The following is an 18,102-nucleotide window of genomic DNA, read 5'->3' as shown; positions in this document are numbered from 1 at the left end:
ACGAACACGTCTGTTGAGGAAACCCCCCCGCTCCCTCCCCACCCGGCGAAGGGGGGCCGGGGGCCCCCCCCCCCCCCCCCCGGGCCCCTTCGTCATGCGTGGTCGTGGTGGTCAGGTCACTTCGCCGGTGCGGTGACCGTCCAGTCGGCCGCCGGCAGGGACTCGGTGCCGTCGGCGGCCACGGCGGTCACCCAGTAGTAGGACGTGGTGCCGCGCTTCGCGCCGGTGTCGAAGTACTCGAGGACGCCGCTGCCGAGGTCGGTGACCTTCTCGTACGTGGCGGTGGCCGGGTTCCAGCGGTAGACGCGGTAGCCGCCCGCGGCCTCCGGGGCGGACTCGCCGAGCCCCGACCAGGTCAAGCGGTTCCCCTCGTCGCCCTCGGCGGCGCTCGCGGTGAGGTGCAGTGGCGAGCCCTCGGGCGTCGGCACGCCGGGTGTCATGTCGAGCTCGGTGGCAGCCACGGCCTCGGCCGAGCGGGTCCACTTGAAGGAGGAGTTCCCGGAGTCGTCGATGGCGTCGACGAAGAAGCAGACCTCGTCGCCGTCCGGGCGGGTGGTGTACGCGTACGAGGTGGTGTCGGCCGACAGGTACTCCACAGCGCTGCCGGAGCAGATCCGTTGGTCCTCGTCGCCCCACAGCTCGCCCCAGTAGACGACGTACCGGCCCAGGTCGGCGGCCGGATTCGCGTCCCAGTTCAGCGCGAAGCCGTACTCGGTCGGGGTGACCGTCAGTCCGGTGACGGCGGGCGGCGGGGTGAGGTCCTCGCGCTCGCCGCTGACGTCGGCGGACTGCGCGGACTCGTTGCCCACCGCGTCCAGTGCCGTCACGCGGTAGGAGTACGTGACGCTCTCGACGGCCGAGGCGTCCAGGTAGGAGACCTGGTCCGTACTGCCGACCTCGGTGTACGTGCCGTTCGCGCTCGCCGCCCGGTACACGCGGTACGACGCGGCTCCCGTGACCCCGTTCCAGACGAGCCGCAGCCCGCCCTTCTCGGATGTGGCGATCGGCCTGGTGGGTGTGGCCGGTGCCGTCCGGTCGACGGTGGTGACGAGCTGGTCCGCCGTGCCCGCCGACTCGTTGCCCGCCTTGTCGTAGGCGCGGACCTCGTAGTAGTACGTCTCGCCGGTCGCCGGCAGGGCCGTGTCGGTGTACGACGTGGAGGTGGTCGTCGCCAGTGGCGTGCTGGCGAAGGAGGTTCCCTTGAGGCGGCGGTAGACGCGGTAACCGGCGAGGTCCATCTCCTTGTTCTTCGCCCAGGACAGCTTGGTGCTGCCACCCGCCGTGTCGTACGTCGCCGAGGTGCCCGTCGGGGTGAGGGGCTTGACCGTGTCGACGGTGGCCGAAGTGCGGGGCATGTAGTCGAACTTGACGTTCGCGGCGCCGGTCCAGTTGACGAAGTCCACCCGCAGGGTGTGTTTCCCGGACGGGATGGTGACGTTGACGGTCTTCTTCTGGGTGGTGGAGACGTTCTTCCAGAGGTCGACCTTGCGTACGCCGTCCACGTACACGCGGATGCCGTCCTGCGTGGCGACGGGGAGTGCGAACGGGCCGCCGGAGCCGAAGTCGCGGGTGACGGTCCAGCGGACGCCGAAGGTGTTCGACGGGAGGCCGGAAGCGGGGGCGCCGGTGCCCCAGTTCTGGTCGATCACCGAGTCGCAGTCGGTCTTCTTCGGGGTGCCGGAGAAGGTGGTGTTCGCGTAGAACTGCCGCTTGTAGACGGGGGAGGCGCAGCTCGCCGTGGCGGCGGTGGCCGGTGCGGCGGTCGCGGTGAGCAGGCCGCCCGCGGTGGCCAGGACGACCGCGGAGGGGATGAGGGACATGGCGGAAGTCTTGATCTCAGGCTCCGCTCGGCAGCGACACGGTGTAGTCGACGTTGGAGAAGGTTTCCGAACCGTCCGCCGCGACGACCGAGACGACGTAGTGGTGGGTCGTGCCGTGCGACGCGGCGAGGTCGGTGTAGCGGGTGGTGGTGGCGGGCAGGGCCTCGGCCGTCACCTTGACGTACGCGCCCGCCGTGCGATCCCAGCGGTACACGTGGATGCCCGCGGCGTCGGTGGCGACGGAGGCTTCGCAGTCCAGGTCCAGCTGCGGGTCGCCCGCACCGGTGGCCCAGGAGGTCAGGGAGCAGGGTGCCGTGTTCTCGAGGGTGACCGTCGGGGTGAGGTCGAGCTCGGTGACGGTGACGAGGGAGACGGGGCCGCTGTCGACGTCGCTGCCCTCCGGGCTGTACCGGTTGCCGTAGACGTCGACGGGAACGACGAAGTAGCTCCTGGTCTCGCCGTCCGCCCGCCCCGGGCCGTCCAGGTACTCGGAGGTGCCGGCGTCGACTGTCTCGAGGTACTCGCAGCTGTTGCAGGTGCCCTCCGTGGTGGCCGCGGTGCCCCGGTAGACCTCGTAGTAGCCGAGGTCCGCGGCGGTGCTGTCGTCCCAGTCCAGCTTGACGCCGTACTCCAGCGGCTCGGCGGTCAGGCCGGTCACGGGCGACGGCGGGATCTCGTCGCCGGGCCGGGTGACGGTCATCTCCGGGGAGCCGGTGGACCAGCGGCCCGCGGTGTTCTGACGGGTCATCACATAGTGGTAGGTGGCGCCCTGGTCGCCGTCGTAGTCGGTGCAGCTGCGGACCGTGTTACCGGCCGCGTCCGTACTGACCTTGCGGCTGCGGCAGTCGGTGAGCGTGGCGGTGCCGAGGTCCACCGGGGAGGTCTCCGAGCGGTACACCCGGTAGTTGGCGGTGTCGCCACCGGCGGGCTCGGTCCAGGTGAAGACGGCGCCCCAACTGGGCACGGTCGCCACGACGTCCGTCGGCGGGGTGATGCTCCGGGTGCTGCGGACGACGGCGGAGGTCGCGACGTTCCCGGCCGCGTCGATGGCGCTGACCTCGTAGTCGTACGCCTTGCCGTACGCCGCCGAGGTGTCCGTGTAGCTCGTGGACGTGGTGTCGGCGAGCGAGGTGAAGGAGGTCGCGGAGCTGGTCTTGCGGAAGACCCGGTAGGTGACGGCGTCCGCGGAGGCGGTCCAGGAGAGGTTGTTGGAGGCCTCCACGCCCGCGGCGGTGAGGACCGGTGCGGCGGGTGCGGTCTGGTCGTCCGTGGCGATCGGGCCCTGGTCGGCGCTGCCGGACGACTCGTTGCCCGCCTTGTCGTAGGCGCGGACCTCGTAGTAGTACGACTGTCCCGTCGGCGGGGGGAAGTCCGTGTAGCTGCGGCTGGTGGTCGTGGTCACCTTCGTCCAGCTGCTGGTGCCCTTCACGCGCCGGTAGACGCGGTACCCGGCGAGGTCCATCTCCTTGTTCTTGGCCCAGCTGACCGTGGAGCGCACGCGGTTGTCCTCGTCGTCCCACAACGCCTCGGCGCCGGTCGGCGCGAGCGGCTTGACCGTGTCGACGGTGGCGGAAGTGCGGGGCGTGTAGTCGAACTTGACGTTCGCGGCGCCGGTCCAGTTGACGAAGTCCACCCGCAGGGTGTGTTTCCCGGACGGGATGGTGACGTTGACGGTCTTCTTCTGGGTGGTGGAGACGTTCTTCCAGAGGTCGACCTTGCGGGTGCCGTCGAGGTAGACGCGGATGCCGTCCTGCGTGGCGACGGGGAGTGCGAACGGGCCGCCGGAGCCGAAGTCGCGGGTGACGGTCCAGCGGACGCCGAAGTTGTTGGTCGGGAGGCCGGACGCGGGGGCGCCGGTGCCCCAGTTCTGGTCGATCACCGAGTCGCAGTCGGTCTTCTTGGCGGTGCCGGAAAACGTGGTGTTCGCGTAGAACTGCCGCTTGTAGACCGGTGAGGCGCAGCTGGTGGCGGCGGAGGCGGCGGCGGCGGTGAGGAGGCCGCCCGCGGTGGCGAGCACGAGGGCGGTGGCGACCGCGGCCGTCGTGCCTCTGGCTGGGTTCATGCGTTCCTTCAGTCCTGATCGTCAACGGCAGGCAAAAGGCCGTTGACGATCAGGACTGACAAGAAAGGGAATTGGTTGTACGGATCTTTGCGAGCGGTTGACCGTCAGGCCGCGGGCGTCGCCGTCACCGACGGCAGTACGGAGTTCGAGGCGGCCGAGCGGACGCCGTACGTCGACTCGGCGACCACGGCGTAGTAGTAGTCCTGTTCGTCGTCACCCACTGTGGCCTCGTAGGACGTGCCGCCGGCGGTGGCGAAGACGTTCGCCGGGTCGGTCGTGTCCACCGGGGTCGTGCGGGAGCGGTACACGGTGTACCCGGACACCGGGACCGCGCCGCTCTGGCTCCACTCCAGGGTGAGGTGGTCGCCGACAATGGCGGCGGCCATGAGGCCCGGAGCCGTCGGCGCGCTGCTCTCGCCGACCTTCCTGGTGGCGGTGACCAGGGCCGCGGCGGACTCGTTCCCGGCCGCGTCCACGGCGGTCACGCGGTAGCTGTACGTCTGCCCGGGCTCGCCGGTGGTGTCCCGGTAGACAGTGGCGCTGTTCGTCGCCGTGCCGATCAGGGTGCCGTACGAGTCGGACGACGTGGACCGGTAGACGCGGTAGCGCGGCGCGTCAACGGCGTGCCAGGTCAGCGTGACCCCGCCCTCGTCCTCCTGGGTGGCCGTGAGGCTCTGCGGATCGAGCGGCGGGATGGTGTCCCGTGAGACCCCCACGAGGTAGGAGTACCCCGACTTGTTCCCGGCGTTGTCGATCGCCCGCACCCGGTACGTGTAGGTCACGTCGGGCTCGGCGGTCGTGTCGTCGTAGTCGGTCGTGGTGACGGTGTCGATGAGCGTGTACGGGCCGTCCGTGGACAGCGCGCGGTACACCTCGTACCCGTCCGCACCCGCACTGGACGTCCAGTGCATCGAGACAGCCGTGCTGCTCGGCGAGGACCAGATGACCTGCGGGCTGTCGGGCACCAGCTCGTCGACCGTGGTGACGAGCTGGTCGGCGCTGCCCGTCGACTCGTTGCCGGCCTTGTCGACCGCGCGGACCTCGTAGTAGAAGCTGCTGCCCGCTTTCGCGAGCGGCTCCGTGAACGAGGTGGCGGTGATGGTCAGCGTCCGGGGGTCCTTGGGGTACGGCTGGCCCTTGTAGCGCCGGTAGACGCGGTACCCGGCGAGGTCCATCTCCTTGTTGTTCGCCCAGGTCAGCGTGGCCTTGCCGGAGGTCTTGTCGTATGTAACCGCAGCACCCGTCGGGGCCAGCGGCATGACCTTGTCGGCGCTCGACCAGGCGCGCGGGTAGTAGTTGAAGGTGACGTTCGCGGCGCCGGTCCAGTTGACGTAGTCGACGCGCACGGTGTGCTTGCCGGACGGGATGGTGAGGTCGACGGTCTTGTTCTGGGTCGTCGAGACGTTCTTCCAGATGTCGACCTTTCGGACGCCGTCGAGGTACACCCGTACCCCGTCCCGGGCCGCGACGGCGAAGGAGAACGGGCCGCCGGAGCCGAAGTCGCGGGTGACGGTCCAGCGGACGCCGAAGTTGTTCGACGGGAGGCCGGAGGCAGGGGCGCCGGTGCCCCAGTTCTGGTCGATCTTCGTGTCGCAGTCGGTCTTCTTCGGCGTACCGGAGAACGTGGTGTTCGCGAAGAACTGCCGCTTGAAGACGGGCGATGCGCAACCCGTCGCCGCGCTGGCCGGGTTGGCGGCCGCGAGCATCCCACCCGCGGTGGCGAGCGTGACGGCGATGGCGGCTGCGGCGGTCGTACGTCTGGCTGGGTTCATACGGGCCCTCGTTAGTGTCTGCCGGCGACGCGCAGGGATGACGTCGCCGATGATCACGACTTGTGAAGGCGATGTGGGGTTGTGCGCGCTTTCCTGTGAATCACGGGGACCGGGTCGGTCGGGGCCGGTGAGCTGGGGCCGGTCGGCCGGGGCCAGAGGGCCCTGGGGCGCGCGATCGGGGGAACGTCCCGGCCGGACCCCTCAAGTTGAGCGCCGGCGGCTTCTGAGACGTACTCAGGGGTGCTGGCGGTGTCCTTGAGATGAAGGGGGTGCGACGGATCGGCGCGACCCCTGCGACACTGTCTTCACGCGGGCAGCACGGAATGCTGTTGCCATCTCGTTAAGTGGTTACTCCTTGACGCTGAGGTGATCGCCGCGTTGGCTTTCAGCCACCTGGGTCGCAATGCTGCAACCTCGCCCGGAAGGCACCTGATGTGAACACTCGTAACAGCCGGCTTCGTCGTACCGCGATAGCCCTGGCCTCGTCCGCGATGGCCGTCTCGCTCACCGCCTGCGGTGTCGTGGACGGACTCAGCGGCAGCGACACCAAGGCCAGCCCCACGAAGGGGGACGACATCACGGTGGGACTGCTCCTCCCGGAGACGGAAAACTCCCGTTACGAGAAGTTTGACTACCCCATCATCAAGGACGAGGTCGAGAAGCTCACCAGCAACAAGGGCAAGGTCGCCTACGCCAACGCCGGGGCGAACGCGGCCAAGCAGAACAAGCAGCTCCAGCAGATGGTGGACGACAAGGTCGACGTGCTCCTCGTGGACGCCGTGGACTCCAAGGCCATCGCGAGCGGCATACAGAAGGCCAAGGACGCGGGCATCCCCGTCATCGCCTACGACCGCCTGGCCCAGGGGCCGATCGACGCGTACATCTCCTTCGACAACGAACTCGTCGGCCAGGTCCAGGGCAAGGCCCTCGTCGAGTCGCTCGGCAGCGGTGCCGCCTCGAAGAAGATCATCATGATGAACGGCTCTCCCACCGACCCGAACGCGGCGCAGTTCAAGGCGGGTGCTCTCTCCGAGCTCAAGGACAAGGTCGTCATCGCCAAGACGTACGACACCAAGGACTGGAACCCGGTCAACGCCAAGGCCAACATGGAGAAGGCCATCGCGGCCGTCGGCCTGAGCAACATCGCCGGTGTCTACTCCGCCAACGACGGCCTTGCGGGCGCGGTCATCGACGTCATGAAGACCATGGGCGTCAGCAAGGTCCCGCCGGTCACCGGCCAGGACGCGGAGCTCGACGCGGTGCAGCGCATCGTCAAGGGCGACCAGTACATGAGCGTCTACAAGTCGTACCCGCGGGAGGCCAGCGCCGCCGCCGAGATGGCCGTGGCGAAGATCCAGGGCCGCTCCATCGAGTTCGACGCCCTCACCCGCGACAAGGTCGACAGCCCCACGAACAAGGCCATCGCGGCCCAGCTCGTGCCCGTCGTCGCCCTCACCACGGACAACATCAAGACCACCGTGATCCAGGACGGCATCTACACCGTCAAGGAGATCTGCACGGACAAGTACAAGGCCTACTGCACGGCGATCGGCCTCAAGTAGGCCGGATGGGGCCGGTGGGCCCGGGTGAGCCCGGGTTGGCCCGGGTGAACCAATCCCGGTCCGCGGGTGTCTCAGAGGGCGACCTTACGTCGTACCGCTGGAGGCACCCGTGGCCATGATCGGCCTGTTCTGGATCACCAAGGAGCACGTGTACCTGGGTGCCGAGCCCGAGGGGTACGGGCGCGGTGTGCGGCTCACCCGCTCCGGGGTGGAGGCGGTCGGCACGGGCCAGAAGGGATTCTGGCCCTGGGCGGACATACGCGACGTCGGCGTGCACTACGCCCAGGTGCGTTCCAGCACCCGGTGGCTGGTGCACAGCGTCGCGGACACGGTCCTCGACCTGGCAGCGGGCGGCGGCGGCGATGCCCCGCCCGCGTTCGAAGTCCACGTCCGCACGGACGAGGAGAAGGCCGAACTGACCGTGTACTCGGCCCCCGTCGGGGGCTACGTCCAGTCCGAGTACGAACTGTCCCTCGACTTGCTGCGACGCTTCGCCGACGGCTCGGCGGACGTGGCGCGACTGCTGGAGTGGGGGAGCGCCGAGGGCGGCGGGGCGACGCCCTGGCGGGCGGCGCGGGAGGCGTTGCTCAGGAGCTGGGCTGCCGCTTGATGTGCCGCAGCAGCGCGGAGAGCCCCTCCGGGGCGGTGGTGATGACCGTCCGGGGGGTGTCGCTCTCGCGGAGGCGGATCGTTCCGTCGGGGGCGGTGGCGACGAACACGCAGTTCCCTTCGGGACCTCCGCTGAACGATGACTTGTGCCAGTTCAGTTCGGGCATCTCGGCCTCCCTAGAGTTCGTAGAGGAGGTGCTGGATCAGGGCCAGCGAGTCCTTCACGGAGTGTGCTTCGGGGGCCAACGATACGTCGACGGGGGCGAGGGCGTTTCCGGCGAGGTGACCGAAGAGTGAGGTGTACTTCTGCAGCTGGTCTTCCTCGGTCAAGTAGTGGAAGCCCAAGGGCTGTTCGAGGATGACGGTGCTCAGTTTCCCGGTGCTGGGAATGATGTGCGTGAAGTTCCCGATGAGGGCCGCGTACGCCTGTGCGCTGAACGGGTAGACCTGGATGGTCACGCTGGGCAGGCGTCCCAGTTCAATGAGCCGGAGCAGTTGCTCGCGGACCACCTTGGTGCCGCCGAACCGCATGTGCAGGGCAGCTTCGTGGATCACGGCGTGGACCGTGGGCGGGTTCTCCTGCGTGAGGATCTGCTGTCTGTCCATGCGGAACTTGAGAGCCTCTTCGAGGTTCTCGAAGCCCAGCTTGGGGCTGTGGAAAATGGCCTGGGCGTAGTCGGCGGTCTGGAAGAGGCCCGGGATGAACAGGGGCTCGTGCATGCGGAGTGCGACCGCATCCGCCTCCAGTTCGGCCAGGTTGAGCGGGCCGGGCCCGAGGTGCTTCTTGTACGCGCTCCACCAGCCCTTGCCCGTTGCCTCCGACATGGCGACCAGCGCCTCGATGTAGGGCTCGTCTGCGCACCCGTATGCGCGGCACAGGTCGAGCAGGCGCTCCGTCAGGACAGATGTACGCCCGAGCTCGATGTGACTGAGCTGGCCGCGACTCATGCCGATCCGTCCGGCCGCCTCTCCCGCGTTCAACCCGGCCTTTTCGCGCAGGTGTTTGAGCTCGACGCCGAGCCGCCGCTGACGTTCGCTGATGGTGGTGCGCAGTCCCACGGTGTCTCCTCGATGGCTCCGCCAAAGTCTGCCCTGCGTAACCGAGTTGGTCCACCGAAAGAGGCAACAGGGTTGAGAATTAGAGCCCCGTCCGACTACCTTGAGTGCGGCGCTGCTAACGCTCCGAAACGGTACCGGAGTCGTCCAACTCCCCCTGCCCACAAGCGAAAGCGCACCCGGACCGTCATCCAGCCGGACCCGGACATTGCCATCGCGGGCCTACCCCTCTACTCGACGAACCCTCCGTCAGGAGCTGATGCCCCCATGGAAGCCGCCCGCAGGGCCCCACACCGGCCTGCTCAACTCGCCCACGACTACAGCCTCTTCGCCCCCGCCGACGCCACCGCCCCCAAGGTCTGCCGGGACTTCGTACGCGCCGTACTCCTCACTCTCGACCGCGAACCCCTCGTCATGCCCGCGACCCTCTGCACCTCGGAGCTGGTCACCAACGTCCACCTCCACACCAAGGGCACCGCCATGCTCCGCTTACAGCTCACCCCGGCCCGCCTTCGCGTGAGCGTGTACGACGAGAGCCGCGACCCGCCGGTCACTCCCACCGCCGGGTTGACCGCCTGCTGGGGCCGCGGCCTGGCCCTCGTCGCGGAGGTCGCGGACGTGTGGGGTGTGGCGGGCGAACGGGCGGGGCGGTTCGCGAAGGGGGTGTGGTTCGAGCTGGGGGAGGCCGAAAGCGGTGGATCGTTCCGCCCTCACCGGATCGGGTGAGCCAGGGGGCCTTTCCCCAGGTCGGCTCCATCGCCGTACCTACCGTGATCGCGTTGCTTGTGCCCCATGGACGTCAAGCCCACACTTGAGGAGGTGATGCCGTCATGACCGCTCTTGCGCACGAGAGGCCCGAGACCATGCCTGAGATCAGGACCGAGCCTGAGCCCGCGTACGAGAACGGGCCCGATCTGGACGAAGTCCTGCGGCAGGCATGGAAGGCCATGGAACTCCCCGAGGGCTACCGCGCTGAAATCATCGAGGGAGCCATCGAGGTGTCGCCCACCGGTCGCTACGAACACAGCGAGATCATCTGGCAGCTCAGGGAGGCGCTGGGGGAGTTTCTCCGGGGTGGCGACTTCGCCGTCCGCCATGACACAAACATCTTCAACCAGGGCAGTGCGTGGATTCCCGATCTGTTCATCACGGTCAGAGACACGGAACGGTATGTGACGCATGACCGCCTCGGCCTCACCGCTGCCGCAGTCCGCCTGGTTGTCGAGGTCGTCTCCCCCGGCAAACGCAACCAGGAGCGGGATCGTTTGAGGAAGCGTCGGGAGTACGCCCAGGCGAACTTCCCCGTGTACGTGATCATCGATGACTACGACCGCTCCGGCACCGTCACTGTTCTCACCGAGCCTCAGCCTGACAAGGCCGAATGGGTCGGAGTCCACCGCGTTCCTTACGGCACCGACATCACCATCCCCGAAGGCCCCGCCAAAGGCTTCGTGATCGGAGAAGCGATCACCGGGCCCAAGCGGAGCTAGGCCGACCGGGCTGTCGACGACCCTTGCGACATGATCACTTCATGACCGAGATCGTGTTGATGTCAGACCCGAAGATCGCCGCGATACGCGTCGTGGACTGCGGAGAGCCCCTCGTACGGCGACCGCTACTGGGCGCTCGGCACGGGCGCCGACCATGCGCTCTACGGGCCCCGGGAGCTGGACGCCTGACACACCCGGGGCCGTTCGAAAGGTCAGTTCACGCCACCCGCGTGAACTCCACCGTCACCTCCGGCGGCCCCCCGGCCACCCCCCGGTACACCCCCTTGTGCGGCGTCACGTCGTCGTAGTCCCGTCCCCGGCCCACGACCACGTGGGACTCGTCGGCCCTCGTCCGGTTGGTGGGGTCGTAGCCGGTCCACTCGCCCGCCCAGTACTCGATCCAGGCGTGGCTCTGGCCCGCGACGGGGCGGTGGAGTTCCGCGTCGCGCTCGGGGTGGAGGTAGCCGGAGACGTAGCGGGTGGGGAGGCCGAGGCCGCGCAGGAGGGCGGCGGTGAGGTGGGTGATGTCCTGGCAGACGCCCGCGCCCTGCTCCCAGGCCTCCGTGGCGCTGGTGTTCACGCCCGTCACCCCCGGGAGGTATGTGACCCGGTCGGTGACCAGGGAGGAGACGGCGACGGCGGTCTCGTGGGGGTCGAGCCCCGCCGAGACCGAGCGGGCCCGCTCCACCAGCTCCGGCGGCACCGTCGTACGAGGGGTGGCGGCGGCGTACTCCAACAGGCGGGAGTTCGCGGTGTGGTCGGCGATGGCCGCCCAGCTGGGCGCGGACGACAGCGCGCCCGGCGGGGAGGTCTCCACCAGGCTCGACGCCGTGATGGTCAGGTCCGCGTGCGGCTCCATGAGGTCGAAACCCGTCACCTGGGTGCCCCAGTAGTCCCAGTACGACCAGGTGGCGGTGGCGGGGTTCACCGTCACCCGGGCGTCCAGGGTCGTCTGGCCGGGGAGCGTCAGCGGAGTCATCCGGACCTCGTTGTGCGAGGAGACCGCGGCCTGCGCGTACGAGACGCGGGTGGTGTGCCGGATCCGGAGCCGGCGTGTCACTGCAGTGGTCACGTCGCTCACGCTCCTTCCTGGGCCCACTCGACGGGCCCTTGGTACGGGAAGAACTTCTCCGCCACCGCCTCGGCGGACGCCATGCAGGCCTGCTGCAAGTCCCGCAGCAGCAGCGGGAGTACGTCCTCCAGCGCGGCCAGGTCGAGGTATTCGAGTCGGGTGCGCATGCGGCCTATCGGGCGGCGCGCCGGGTCCTGGCGGGGACGGCCGAGCGCCGCCAGGCACTCCTCCGCCGTCGTCAGGGCGTGCAGGGCTGATCGCGGGAAGTCCCGGTCCAGGAGGAGGAATTCGGCCACACGAGGAGTGTCGCCGAAGCCGCCGTAGACCCGGGCATACGCCTCGTCGGCGCCGCTCGCGCTCAGCAGCGTCGGCCAGTCGGGAGCATGGGCGGCGTCCAGCACCCGTACGGACAGCAGCCGTACGGTCATGTCCACCCGTTCCAGGCTCCTCCCCAGCACCACGAACCGCCAGCTGTCGTCCCGGCTCATCGTCGAATCGGCGAGTCCGAAGAAGAGGGCGGCCCGGCGGCGTACGAGCTCCAGATAGGCGTACGGGCCCGTGCGCCGTGCGGCCAACCGCTGGTCGGCGAGGGCGTGCCAGGTGGAGTTGAGGCACTCCCACATCTCCGAGGAGACGGCCTCGCGGGCGCTGCGCGCGTTCAGCCGGGCGGCGCCGAGCGCGCCCTCGATGGAGCAGGTGGAACGCGCGTCGAAGGCCAGCTGGTCCAGGACCTGCTGCATGTCGACGCGTTCGTCGCCGGCGTCCACGCCGAGGATGGCGTAAAGCGACCGGCAGGCGACGTCCTCGTCACGCCAGGGGTCTTCGAGGAGCCGGTGGAGGTAGGCGTCGAGGATGCGGCCGGTGGCGTCCGCCCGCTCCACGTACCGGCCCGTCCAGATCAGGGCTTCGGCTATCCGGGAGAGGATCACGTCGTTCACTGCTGCTGTGCCCCTTCCTGTACGACGGTGCGGTCGCCGTCGGGCCCGAGCTGTCGGGGGACGACGTCCGGAACGGTGCCGTTGACCTGCGGCGCGGGCTGTTCGGCGGGCCCTTCGGCCAGCACCCAGGTGTCCTTGGAGCCGCCGCCCTGGCTGGAGTTGACGATGAGGTTGCCCTCCTGGAGCGCGACCCGGGTCAGCCCGCCCGGCAGGACCCACACGTCACTGCCGTCGTTGACGGCGAAGGGGCGCAGGTCGATGTGGCGCGGCGCCATACCGTCGCCCGCGAGGGTGGGGGAGGTGGACAGGGCGACCGGGCGCTGGGCGATCCAGCCGCGCGGATCGGCGGCTACGGCCTCGCGGGTGAGTTCGAGGGTCTCCCGGTCGGCTTTCGGCCCGATGACGATGCCCTGCCCCCCCGCGCCGTCGACGGGCTTGATCACCAGCTGGTCGATCTGGTCGAGCACGGCCTCCAACTGCCCTGGTTCGTCCGGCCGGTACGACTCCACATTCGGGAGGACGGGCTCCTCGCCGAGGTAGTAGCGGATGAGATCGGGGACGTACGTGTAGAGCAGCTTGTCGTCGGCGATTCCGTTGCCGACGGCGTTGGCGAGCGTGACCGTGCCGGCCTGCGCGGCGCTCAGGATGCCCGGGCAGCCGATCACCGAGTCCGGCCGGAAGTGCAGCGGATCGAGGAAGTCGTCGTCGAGCCGCCGGTATACGACATGGACCGGCATCTCGCCGCGCGTGGTCCGCATCCAGACGCGGTTGCCCCGGCAGACGAGGTCGTGCCCCTCGACCAGCTGCACGCCCATCAGCCGGGCCAGCAGGGCGTGTTCGAAGTAGGCGGCGTTGCTGGGCCCGGGGGTGAGGACGACGACGCGCGGGTCATCGGCCCCGTCCGGAGCCGCGGCTCTCAGCGCCGCGAGCAGCTTCTGCGCATACCCGTCCACCGGCACCACGTGCTGTTCGGCGAAGAGGGAGGGGAAGATCCGGGTCATCGCGCGCCGGTTCTCGATGACGTACGAGACACCGGACGGCACACGGACGTTGTCTTCGAGCACCCGGAAGTCCCCGGCCTCGTCCCGTACGAGATCGATCCCGGCGACATGGATCCGTACCCCACCCGGTGGCTCGATTCCCTGTGCGGCCCGATGGAAATGAGGGGAATTGAGGAGCAGCCGCCAGGGCACGACCCCGTCCTCGAAGGCGCGGCACGGCCCGTAGGCATCGCTGAGATAGGCCTCAAGGGCCCGCACCCGTTGAGAGACCCCGCGTTGTATGAGATCCCATTCGAGCGCGTCGAGAATCCTCGGAACGAGATCCAGCGGCCAGGGCCGCTCCTCACCGGCGAAGGCGTAGGTCACACCCCGGTCGGTGAAGGCGCGCGCCATCTGGTCCGCCCGGAACCGCAGTTCACCCGGCTCGATGGGCTGCAGGGCCGCCAGTACCGGCTCATAGGCGGTCCTGACCTCACCCGGCCGCTCAAACATCTCGTCCCACGCATCGGCCAACGCGTACGCGTCAAATATGTCCGCCATGGACTGACGTTAAGTGGGGTACGTAACGAGCCGATCACTCGGTGATTTCCGGCAGCTCACGCGGGCTCGCGCGGGCTTTCGCGGCGTGTTGGGGCCCTGGCTGAATGGGGGTATCCGGCCAGGGCCACCGGGGGCACCGTCGCGCCCTTGGGAAGCGGTACCACGATGCACCGGACGTCCGGGTGGCACCACCGTCAGCTTGTTGCAAGGGGCGGGGCGGAGGTGGGGATGTTTGGGTACGTAAGCGGGCGAGCGGGGGCGCCCGGGCGGGACAGCCGTGTTGCGATGGCGGACGGGGCCGCGCATAGTTGCGCTGCGGAAGACGCTGGAGCCAAGGGTGGGGAGATGGCCGGGCAGGAGTGGGGAGATGGCCGGGCAAGGGACGGACATGCATCCGCACGGCGCTGACCGACTGTGCGAGGCCGCAGACCGGGTGTACTCCCGGGCCGTGCGGCGCGGCCGTGTGCCGCGCGAGGACGCGGAATCGGTGCCCTGTCTGGTCGAGTTGGCGCTGCTGCATCCCGACCCCGACGACATGGGGTGGCTGGTGCCGACCTCGCCGCAGGAGGTCATGACGCGGCTGCTGCGGGGGGTGTACGAGGAGGTCAGCGCGAGCCAGGCGCGGGTGGGCGACGCGGTGTCCGCATTCGAGTGGTACGCGGGGCTCGGCGGGCGCGTCCAGGCGTCGCCCGAAGGCGTGGCGATCCGCGTACTCGACGGGCTGCCGCGCATCCGGGCCGCCATGGACAAGGCGACCGAGGAGTGCACGACCGAGGTCCTGACCGTGCAGCCGGGCGGCATCCGCCGCGAGGACGAACTCTCCGAAGGCCTGCACCGCGCACTGGAGATGTGCCGACGCGGCGTCCGCATGCGCGACCTGTACACGCACGTCGCCCGCCACGGCCAGGGCCTGCACAACTACATGGAACTGATGGGCGACGCGGCCGAGGCCCGTACGTTGGATGAGGTCGTGGAACGGCTCATCCTCTTCGACGGCAAGGTCGCCTTCATCCCGGCGAACTCCGACCGCACGATAGCGCTGGAGCTGCGGCACCCGGCGCTGGTGGACTACTTGGTGACGGTCTTCGAGCGGTTGTGGCGCCTGGCGATCCCGCTGACGTCTCCGCTCCCCTCGACCGGCATCGAGGGCATCACGCACCGGGAGCGTTCCATCGCGGCGCTGCTGGCGGAGGGCCACCAGGACGCGGTCGTCGCGGAACGCCTGGGCATCAGCGTCCGCACCTGCCGGGCCCACATCGCCCGCCTCTCGGAGACCCTGGGCGCCGCGAGCCGCACGCAGTTGGGCGTCCGCATCGCCCAGGCGGGCCTGGACGGCCCTCCCCGCTCACCGGAGCTCGAGTCGGTCACTCTTCCGGTTCCGGGGATTGTTCCGGCCCGTCGTCCTGTCGCTGATCCAGAATCCCCGACTGGCCGATGAGGTAGCCGAGTTGGGCTCGGCTGTCGCTGCCGAGGGTGGCGGCGAGTTTGGCTATGTGGACTCGGGCGGTGCGGATGTTCATGCCGAGGCGTTCGGCGATGACGGTGTCGGTGTGGCCTTCGATGAGGAGGCCTGCGATGGCGCGTTGGCGGGGGGTGATGCCGTTCAGGGTGGGTTGGGTGACGGCTTGGGGGTACATGGGGGTGGCCAGGTGCCAGAGGCGGTCGAAGGTGGTGGCGAGGTAGGTGACCACGGCCGGGTGGCGGACCTCGACAGCCATCGTGCGGTCCGCGTTCGCGGGGATGAAGGCCACGGTCCGGTCGAGGATGACGAGGCGGTCGGTGACTTCGTCGAGGGTGCGAACCTCGACGTCGCCGTCCAGGTTCTCGTAGTGGGCGAGTACCGCGGGGTCGTGGCGGGATGTGTGCTGGTACAGGGTGCGCATGCGGCAGCCGCGGGAGAGCATCTCCTGTTCCAGCAGCAACGCGGCTGCCAGGACCGGAACGGGACGTTTTCCGCCGGGCTGGACGGTGAGAACCTCTTGGGAGGACGCAGCCATGGCCCGGGCGATCGCGGCTTGGATTCGCTCGAAGCCGCTCAGCACGGTGTTCGTCTGCGCGCCCGCGGACGATGCCTGCCCGGCGTCCAGGGCCATGAGCGGCTCGAAGGCCTCCGCCAGACGTGCCTCGCGCTGTCGCTGCCGGGTGATGTCCTCGGCGGTGGCGCGCAGGAGCCGGGGCAGGGCCACGGCGGGGGCTAGGGGACGCAGCCACCGCATGTGCTCGATGTCCGGCTGGAGCAGGCCGGAGTCGATCAGGCAGGGAGCGGGCTCGGCCTCCTGCTGCGTGACACGGCCCTCGCGCAACGCGCGGGCGTACAGGTCCAGGCCCGCCTCGCACAGCTCGCCGGCTCTGTGCCCGTGCGCCCCGCTGGTCACCTGTCTCTCTCTTCCCTCGCCATTCAGTGATCCTGCTCCAGCATCCCCGACTGAGCTATGAGAAAGCCGAGTTGGGCCCGGCTGCCGCTGCCGAGGGCGGTGGCCAGCTTGGCTATGTGGGCGCGGCAGGTGCGGACGTTCATGCCGAGGCGGCGGGCTATTGCCTCGTCGACGTGGCCTTCGACGAGGAGTTTGGCTATGGAGTGCTGGATGTCGGTGATGCCGTCTGGGTCGGTCTCATAGGGAGTACCCGCTGTCAGCGGTACCGCGCGACCCCACATGAACTCGAAGACCTTGACCAAGTAGCGGACGAGACCTGGATGACGGAGTTCCAGGGCCACCTGCCGGTCGTCGCGGATGGGGATGAAAGCGACGGTCTCGTCGCAGATGATGAGGCGTTCGACGAGTTCGTCGATGGTGCGGTACTCGACCTTGCCGTCGGTGAACCGGTCCACGTAGGCCAGCCGGTCGGGACTGTACCTGGCAGTGTGCTGGTAGAGGGTCCGGATCCGCACCCCGCGTTCGATCAGAGGCTTGTCGCGTTCCAGTGCCTCGAGGAGCCTGTTCTCGGGGCTGCGGCGGCCGCCCGGCTGGACCGCGAGCACCTCGGTGTGGCACTGGGCGGTCGCCAGGTCGAGCGCCGCGTTGATGCGGTCGAGACCCTCCAGCACGGTGATCGAGTGTGTGGGGGCGGTTTCCTGAGCACTGAGGGCCATGAACGGCTCGAAGACCTCGGCGAGTGCGATTGACTGCCGCCGGTTCTCGCTGATCTCGCGCTCTATGGGATTGAGCCGCTGGGCCAGCGCGATCGACGGCGGAACGGGGCGCAACCAGGTCGCGTCGTCGGGATCGGGGTGAAGAAAGGCGAACTCCATCAGGCAGGGAGCGGGCTCGACGTCTGCCCGCAGGATGCGCCCTGTACGCAGGGCATTCGCATAGAGGCGGCTTCCCTCCTCACACAGTTCGGTCACCGCATGGGGATGTGTCGCCTTAGTCCCATTTGTAGCCAAATCTCCACCCCCCAGGGTCCTGAACATGCAGGAACATGATGCACCGATTGTGTGGCCATGACGTGCCTGAATGAGCCATCGTCTTACTCGACGGGGGAAGAGGGACCTTCAAGTGAGGACGAAGCCGACTATGCGTAAGAGAATGCTTCGCTCGGTGTTGGTCGCCGCCTTCTCCGCCGTTGTGGCCTTCGGAGCACTGGCCGGCCTCTCTGGCGCGAAGAGCGACGCGCACGACACGGGTGGCGCTCAGTCCGTGGCCGCCGAGACCGTCAGCGACGAAACGCCGGCCTTCCCCCTTGACACCAGGTGGGACTGACCGCAATGACCACACCTCCAGACGACCGTTCATTCCGCCGAGAAATGGCCACCGCCTACCGCTCCGGCTGGCACTTCATCGACCTGGCCACCGCCATCCCCCACAGCGGTGACTCGTTGATGGTGACCGTATTCGGGGAGCCTGTCGTCGTCACCCGGGACGAGGACGACGACGTACGGGCGTACCGATGTCTGCGACGGCCTCGGGGGGCGCCGCAGCCAGTGCGATGTGCCATTCGGTACGGAATGATCTTTGTGAACCTCGACCAGCGTGACCACCAGCTGGTCGAGCCGGAAGCCCCGGACGTGCAGACCATCTCAGCCACCCCCCGCAGTGCCTGACGCGATTCCCCCGTCGTAGTAGATCGCGCAGGTACTTCCCCCCGCAGCGGGGGGGGGGGGGGGGGGGGGGGGGGGGGGGGGGGGGGGGGGGGGGGGGGGGGGGGGGGGGGGGGGGGGGGGGGGGGGGGGGGGGGGGGG

At 69.0% G+C, this 18,102-nt stretch carries 17 protein-coding genes; 7 read left to right on the top strand and 10 right to left on the bottom strand.

Going from position 1 to position 18,102, the window contains the following annotated elements:
• Positions 1-116: 116 nt before the first annotated feature.
• From ACZ4WS_RS40880 to ACZ4WS_RS40870, 3 genes are all read right to left on the bottom strand, one after another.
• A complete protein-coding gene (locus tag ACZ4WS_RS40880) occupies positions 117-1,820 on the bottom strand; it encodes a PA14 domain-containing protein (RefSeq protein ID WP_467988258.1) in 1,704 nt (567 codons plus the stop codon).
• Positions 1,821-1,836: 16 nt separating this feature from the next.
• Positions 1,837-3,882 (bottom strand): PA14 domain-containing protein, encoded by a 2,046-nt coding sequence (locus tag ACZ4WS_RS40875; RefSeq protein WP_467988257.1) that lies wholly within the window; start codon positions 3,880-3,882, stop codon positions 1,837-1,839.
• A 104-nt stretch (positions 3,883-3,986) separates the two neighbouring features.
• Entirely contained in the window at positions 3,987-5,654 is a 1,668-nt protein-coding gene (locus tag ACZ4WS_RS40870; RefSeq protein WP_467988256.1) for a PA14 domain-containing protein, read from the bottom strand.
• A gap of 434 nt (positions 5,655-6,088) precedes the next feature.
• On the opposite strand from ACZ4WS_RS40870, the gene ACZ4WS_RS40865 reads away from it, so the two are divergent.
• A complete protein-coding gene (locus tag ACZ4WS_RS40865) occupies positions 6,089-7,216 on the top strand; it encodes a sugar ABC transporter substrate-binding protein (protein WP_467988255.1) in 1,128 nt (375 codons plus the stop codon).
• 115 nt (positions 7,217-7,331) lie between these two features.
• Positions 7,332-7,826, top strand: coding sequence for a hypothetical protein (locus ACZ4WS_RS40860; RefSeq protein ID WP_467988378.1), 495 nt, complete (start codon positions 7,332-7,334; stop codon positions 7,824-7,826).
• On the opposite strand, the gene ACZ4WS_RS40855 is transcribed toward ACZ4WS_RS40860, so the two are convergent.
• Together ACZ4WS_RS40855 and ACZ4WS_RS40850 are read right to left on the bottom strand one after the other, a co-directional pair.
• Complete coding sequence (locus tag ACZ4WS_RS40855) at positions 7,804-7,992, bottom strand: DUF397 domain-containing protein (protein WP_467988254.1); 189 nt, start codon at positions 7,990-7,992, stop codon at positions 7,804-7,806. The two genes, ACZ4WS_RS40860 and ACZ4WS_RS40855, sit on opposite strands and share 23 nt — an antisense overlap.
• A gap of 10 nt (positions 7,993-8,002) precedes the next feature.
• Positions 8,003-8,884, bottom strand: a complete 882-nt coding sequence (locus tag ACZ4WS_RS40850; protein WP_467988253.1) for a helix-turn-helix domain-containing protein — start codon at positions 8,882-8,884, stop codon at positions 8,003-8,005.
• A 264-nt stretch (positions 8,885-9,148) separates the two neighbouring features.
• Here ACZ4WS_RS40850 and ACZ4WS_RS40845 point away from each other — a divergent pair, with 264 nt between their 5' ends.
• Together ACZ4WS_RS40845 and ACZ4WS_RS40840 are read left to right on the top strand one after the other, a co-directional pair.
• Positions 9,149-9,607 (top strand): ATP-binding protein, encoded by a 459-nt coding sequence (locus ACZ4WS_RS40845; protein WP_467988252.1) that lies wholly within the window; start codon positions 9,149-9,151, stop codon positions 9,605-9,607.
• Between the two features lie 221 nt (positions 9,608-9,828).
• Complete coding sequence (locus ACZ4WS_RS40840) at positions 9,829-10,371, top strand: Uma2 family endonuclease (RefSeq protein WP_467988251.1); 543 nt, start codon at positions 9,829-9,831, stop codon at positions 10,369-10,371.
• Between the two features lie 217 nt (positions 10,372-10,588).
• Here ACZ4WS_RS40840 and ACZ4WS_RS40835 read toward each other — a convergent pair whose 3' ends face one another.
• From ACZ4WS_RS40835 to ACZ4WS_RS40825, 3 genes are read right to left on the bottom strand one after another with little or no spacing between them, the layout of a single operon-like run.
• On the bottom strand, positions 10,589-11,431 hold the full coding sequence (locus ACZ4WS_RS40835) for a transglutaminase family protein (protein ID WP_467988376.1): 843 nt from the start codon (positions 11,429-11,431) through the stop codon (positions 10,589-10,591).
• A gap of 17 nt (positions 11,432-11,448) precedes the next feature.
• Positions 11,449-12,381, bottom strand: a complete 933-nt coding sequence (locus tag ACZ4WS_RS40830; protein ID WP_467988249.1) for an alpha-E domain-containing protein — start codon at positions 12,379-12,381, stop codon at positions 11,449-11,451.
• Positions 12,378-13,922 carry a circularly permuted type 2 ATP-grasp protein gene (locus ACZ4WS_RS40825; RefSeq protein WP_467988248.1) on the bottom strand — a complete coding sequence of 515 codons (1,545 nt, stop codon included), beginning with the start codon at positions 13,920-13,922 and terminating at the stop codon, positions 12,378-12,380. The genes ACZ4WS_RS40830 and ACZ4WS_RS40825 overlap by 4 nt, the downstream gene beginning before the upstream one ends.
• Positions 13,923-14,289: 367 nt before the next feature.
• On the opposite strand from ACZ4WS_RS40825, the gene ACZ4WS_RS40820 reads away from it, so the two are divergent.
• Positions 14,290-15,360 carry a helix-turn-helix transcriptional regulator gene (locus ACZ4WS_RS40820; protein ID WP_467988247.1) on the top strand — a complete coding sequence of 357 codons (1,071 nt, stop codon included), beginning with the start codon at positions 14,290-14,292 and terminating at the stop codon, positions 15,358-15,360.
• On the opposite strand, the gene ACZ4WS_RS40815 is transcribed toward ACZ4WS_RS40820, so the two are convergent.
• Both ACZ4WS_RS40815 and ACZ4WS_RS40810 read right to left on the bottom strand, forming a co-directional pair.
• Complete coding sequence (locus ACZ4WS_RS40815) at positions 15,287-16,297, bottom strand: helix-turn-helix transcriptional regulator (RefSeq protein ID WP_467988245.1); 1,011 nt, start codon at positions 16,295-16,297, stop codon at positions 15,287-15,289. The two genes, ACZ4WS_RS40820 and ACZ4WS_RS40815, sit on opposite strands and share 74 nt — an antisense overlap.
• A 23-nt stretch (positions 16,298-16,320) precedes the next feature.
• Entirely contained in the window at positions 16,321-17,334 is a 1,014-nt protein-coding gene (locus ACZ4WS_RS40810) for a helix-turn-helix transcriptional regulator (protein ID WP_467988244.1), read from the bottom strand.
• Positions 17,335-17,437: 103 nt separating this feature from the next.
• Between ACZ4WS_RS40810 and ACZ4WS_RS40805 the strand changes: the two genes are divergently transcribed.
• Together ACZ4WS_RS40805 and ACZ4WS_RS40800 are read left to right on the top strand one after the other, a co-directional pair.
• Complete coding sequence (locus tag ACZ4WS_RS40805; protein ID WP_467988243.1) at positions 17,438-17,623, top strand: hypothetical protein; 186 nt, start codon at positions 17,438-17,440, stop codon at positions 17,621-17,623.
• 5 nt (positions 17,624-17,628) lie between these two features.
• Positions 17,629-17,964 (top strand): hypothetical protein, encoded by a 336-nt coding sequence (locus ACZ4WS_RS40800; RefSeq protein WP_467988242.1) that lies wholly within the window; start codon positions 17,629-17,631, stop codon positions 17,962-17,964.
• The last annotated feature ends 138 nt before the right edge of the window (positions 17,965-18,102 follow it).

The organism is Streptomyces sp. NPDC029292, assembly GCF_055569295.1.
Note: the sequence above shows the minus strand (reverse complement) of the source record. Positions and strands in the feature narration are given on the sequence as shown.

Coding starts and splice junctions, on each gene's coding strand:
- ACZ4WS_RS40880 (WP_467988258.1), bottom strand. CDS start 1,820: ATGTCCCTCATCCCCTCCGCGGTCGTCCTGGCCACCGCGGGCGGCCTG.
- ACZ4WS_RS40875 (WP_467988257.1), bottom strand. CDS start 3,882: ATGAACCCAGCCAGAGGCACGACGGCCGCGGTCGCCACCGCCCTCGTG.
- ACZ4WS_RS40870 (WP_467988256.1), bottom strand. CDS start 5,654: ATGAACCCAGCCAGACGTACGACCGCCGCAGCCGCCATCGCCGTCACG.
- ACZ4WS_RS40860 (WP_467988378.1), top strand. CDS start 7,332: ATGATCGGCCTGTTCTGGATCACCAAGGAGCACGTGTACCTGGGTGCC.
- ACZ4WS_RS40855 (WP_467988254.1), bottom strand. CDS start 7,992: ATGCCCGAACTGAACTGGCACAAGTCATCGTTCAGCGGAGGTCCCGAA.
- ACZ4WS_RS40845 (WP_467988252.1), top strand. CDS start 9,149: ATGGAAGCCGCCCGCAGGGCCCCACACCGGCCTGCTCAACTCGCCCAC.
- ACZ4WS_RS40840 (WP_467988251.1), top strand. CDS start 9,829: ATGGAACTCCCCGAGGGCTACCGCGCTGAAATCATCGAGGGAGCCATC.
- ACZ4WS_RS40825 (WP_467988248.1), bottom strand. CDS start 13,922: ATGGCGGACATATTTGACGCGTACGCGTTGGCCGATGCGTGGGACGAG.
- ACZ4WS_RS40820 (WP_467988247.1), top strand. CDS start 14,290: ATGGCCGGGCAAGGGACGGACATGCATCCGCACGGCGCTGACCGACTG.
- ACZ4WS_RS40810 (WP_467988244.1), bottom strand. CDS start 17,334: ATGTTCAGGACCCTGGGGGGTGGAGATTTGGCTACAAATGGGACTAAG.
- ACZ4WS_RS40805 (WP_467988243.1), top strand. CDS start 17,438: ATGCGTAAGAGAATGCTTCGCTCGGTGTTGGTCGCCGCCTTCTCCGCC.
- ACZ4WS_RS40800 (WP_467988242.1), top strand. CDS start 17,629: ATGACCACACCTCCAGACGACCGTTCATTCCGCCGAGAAATGGCCACC.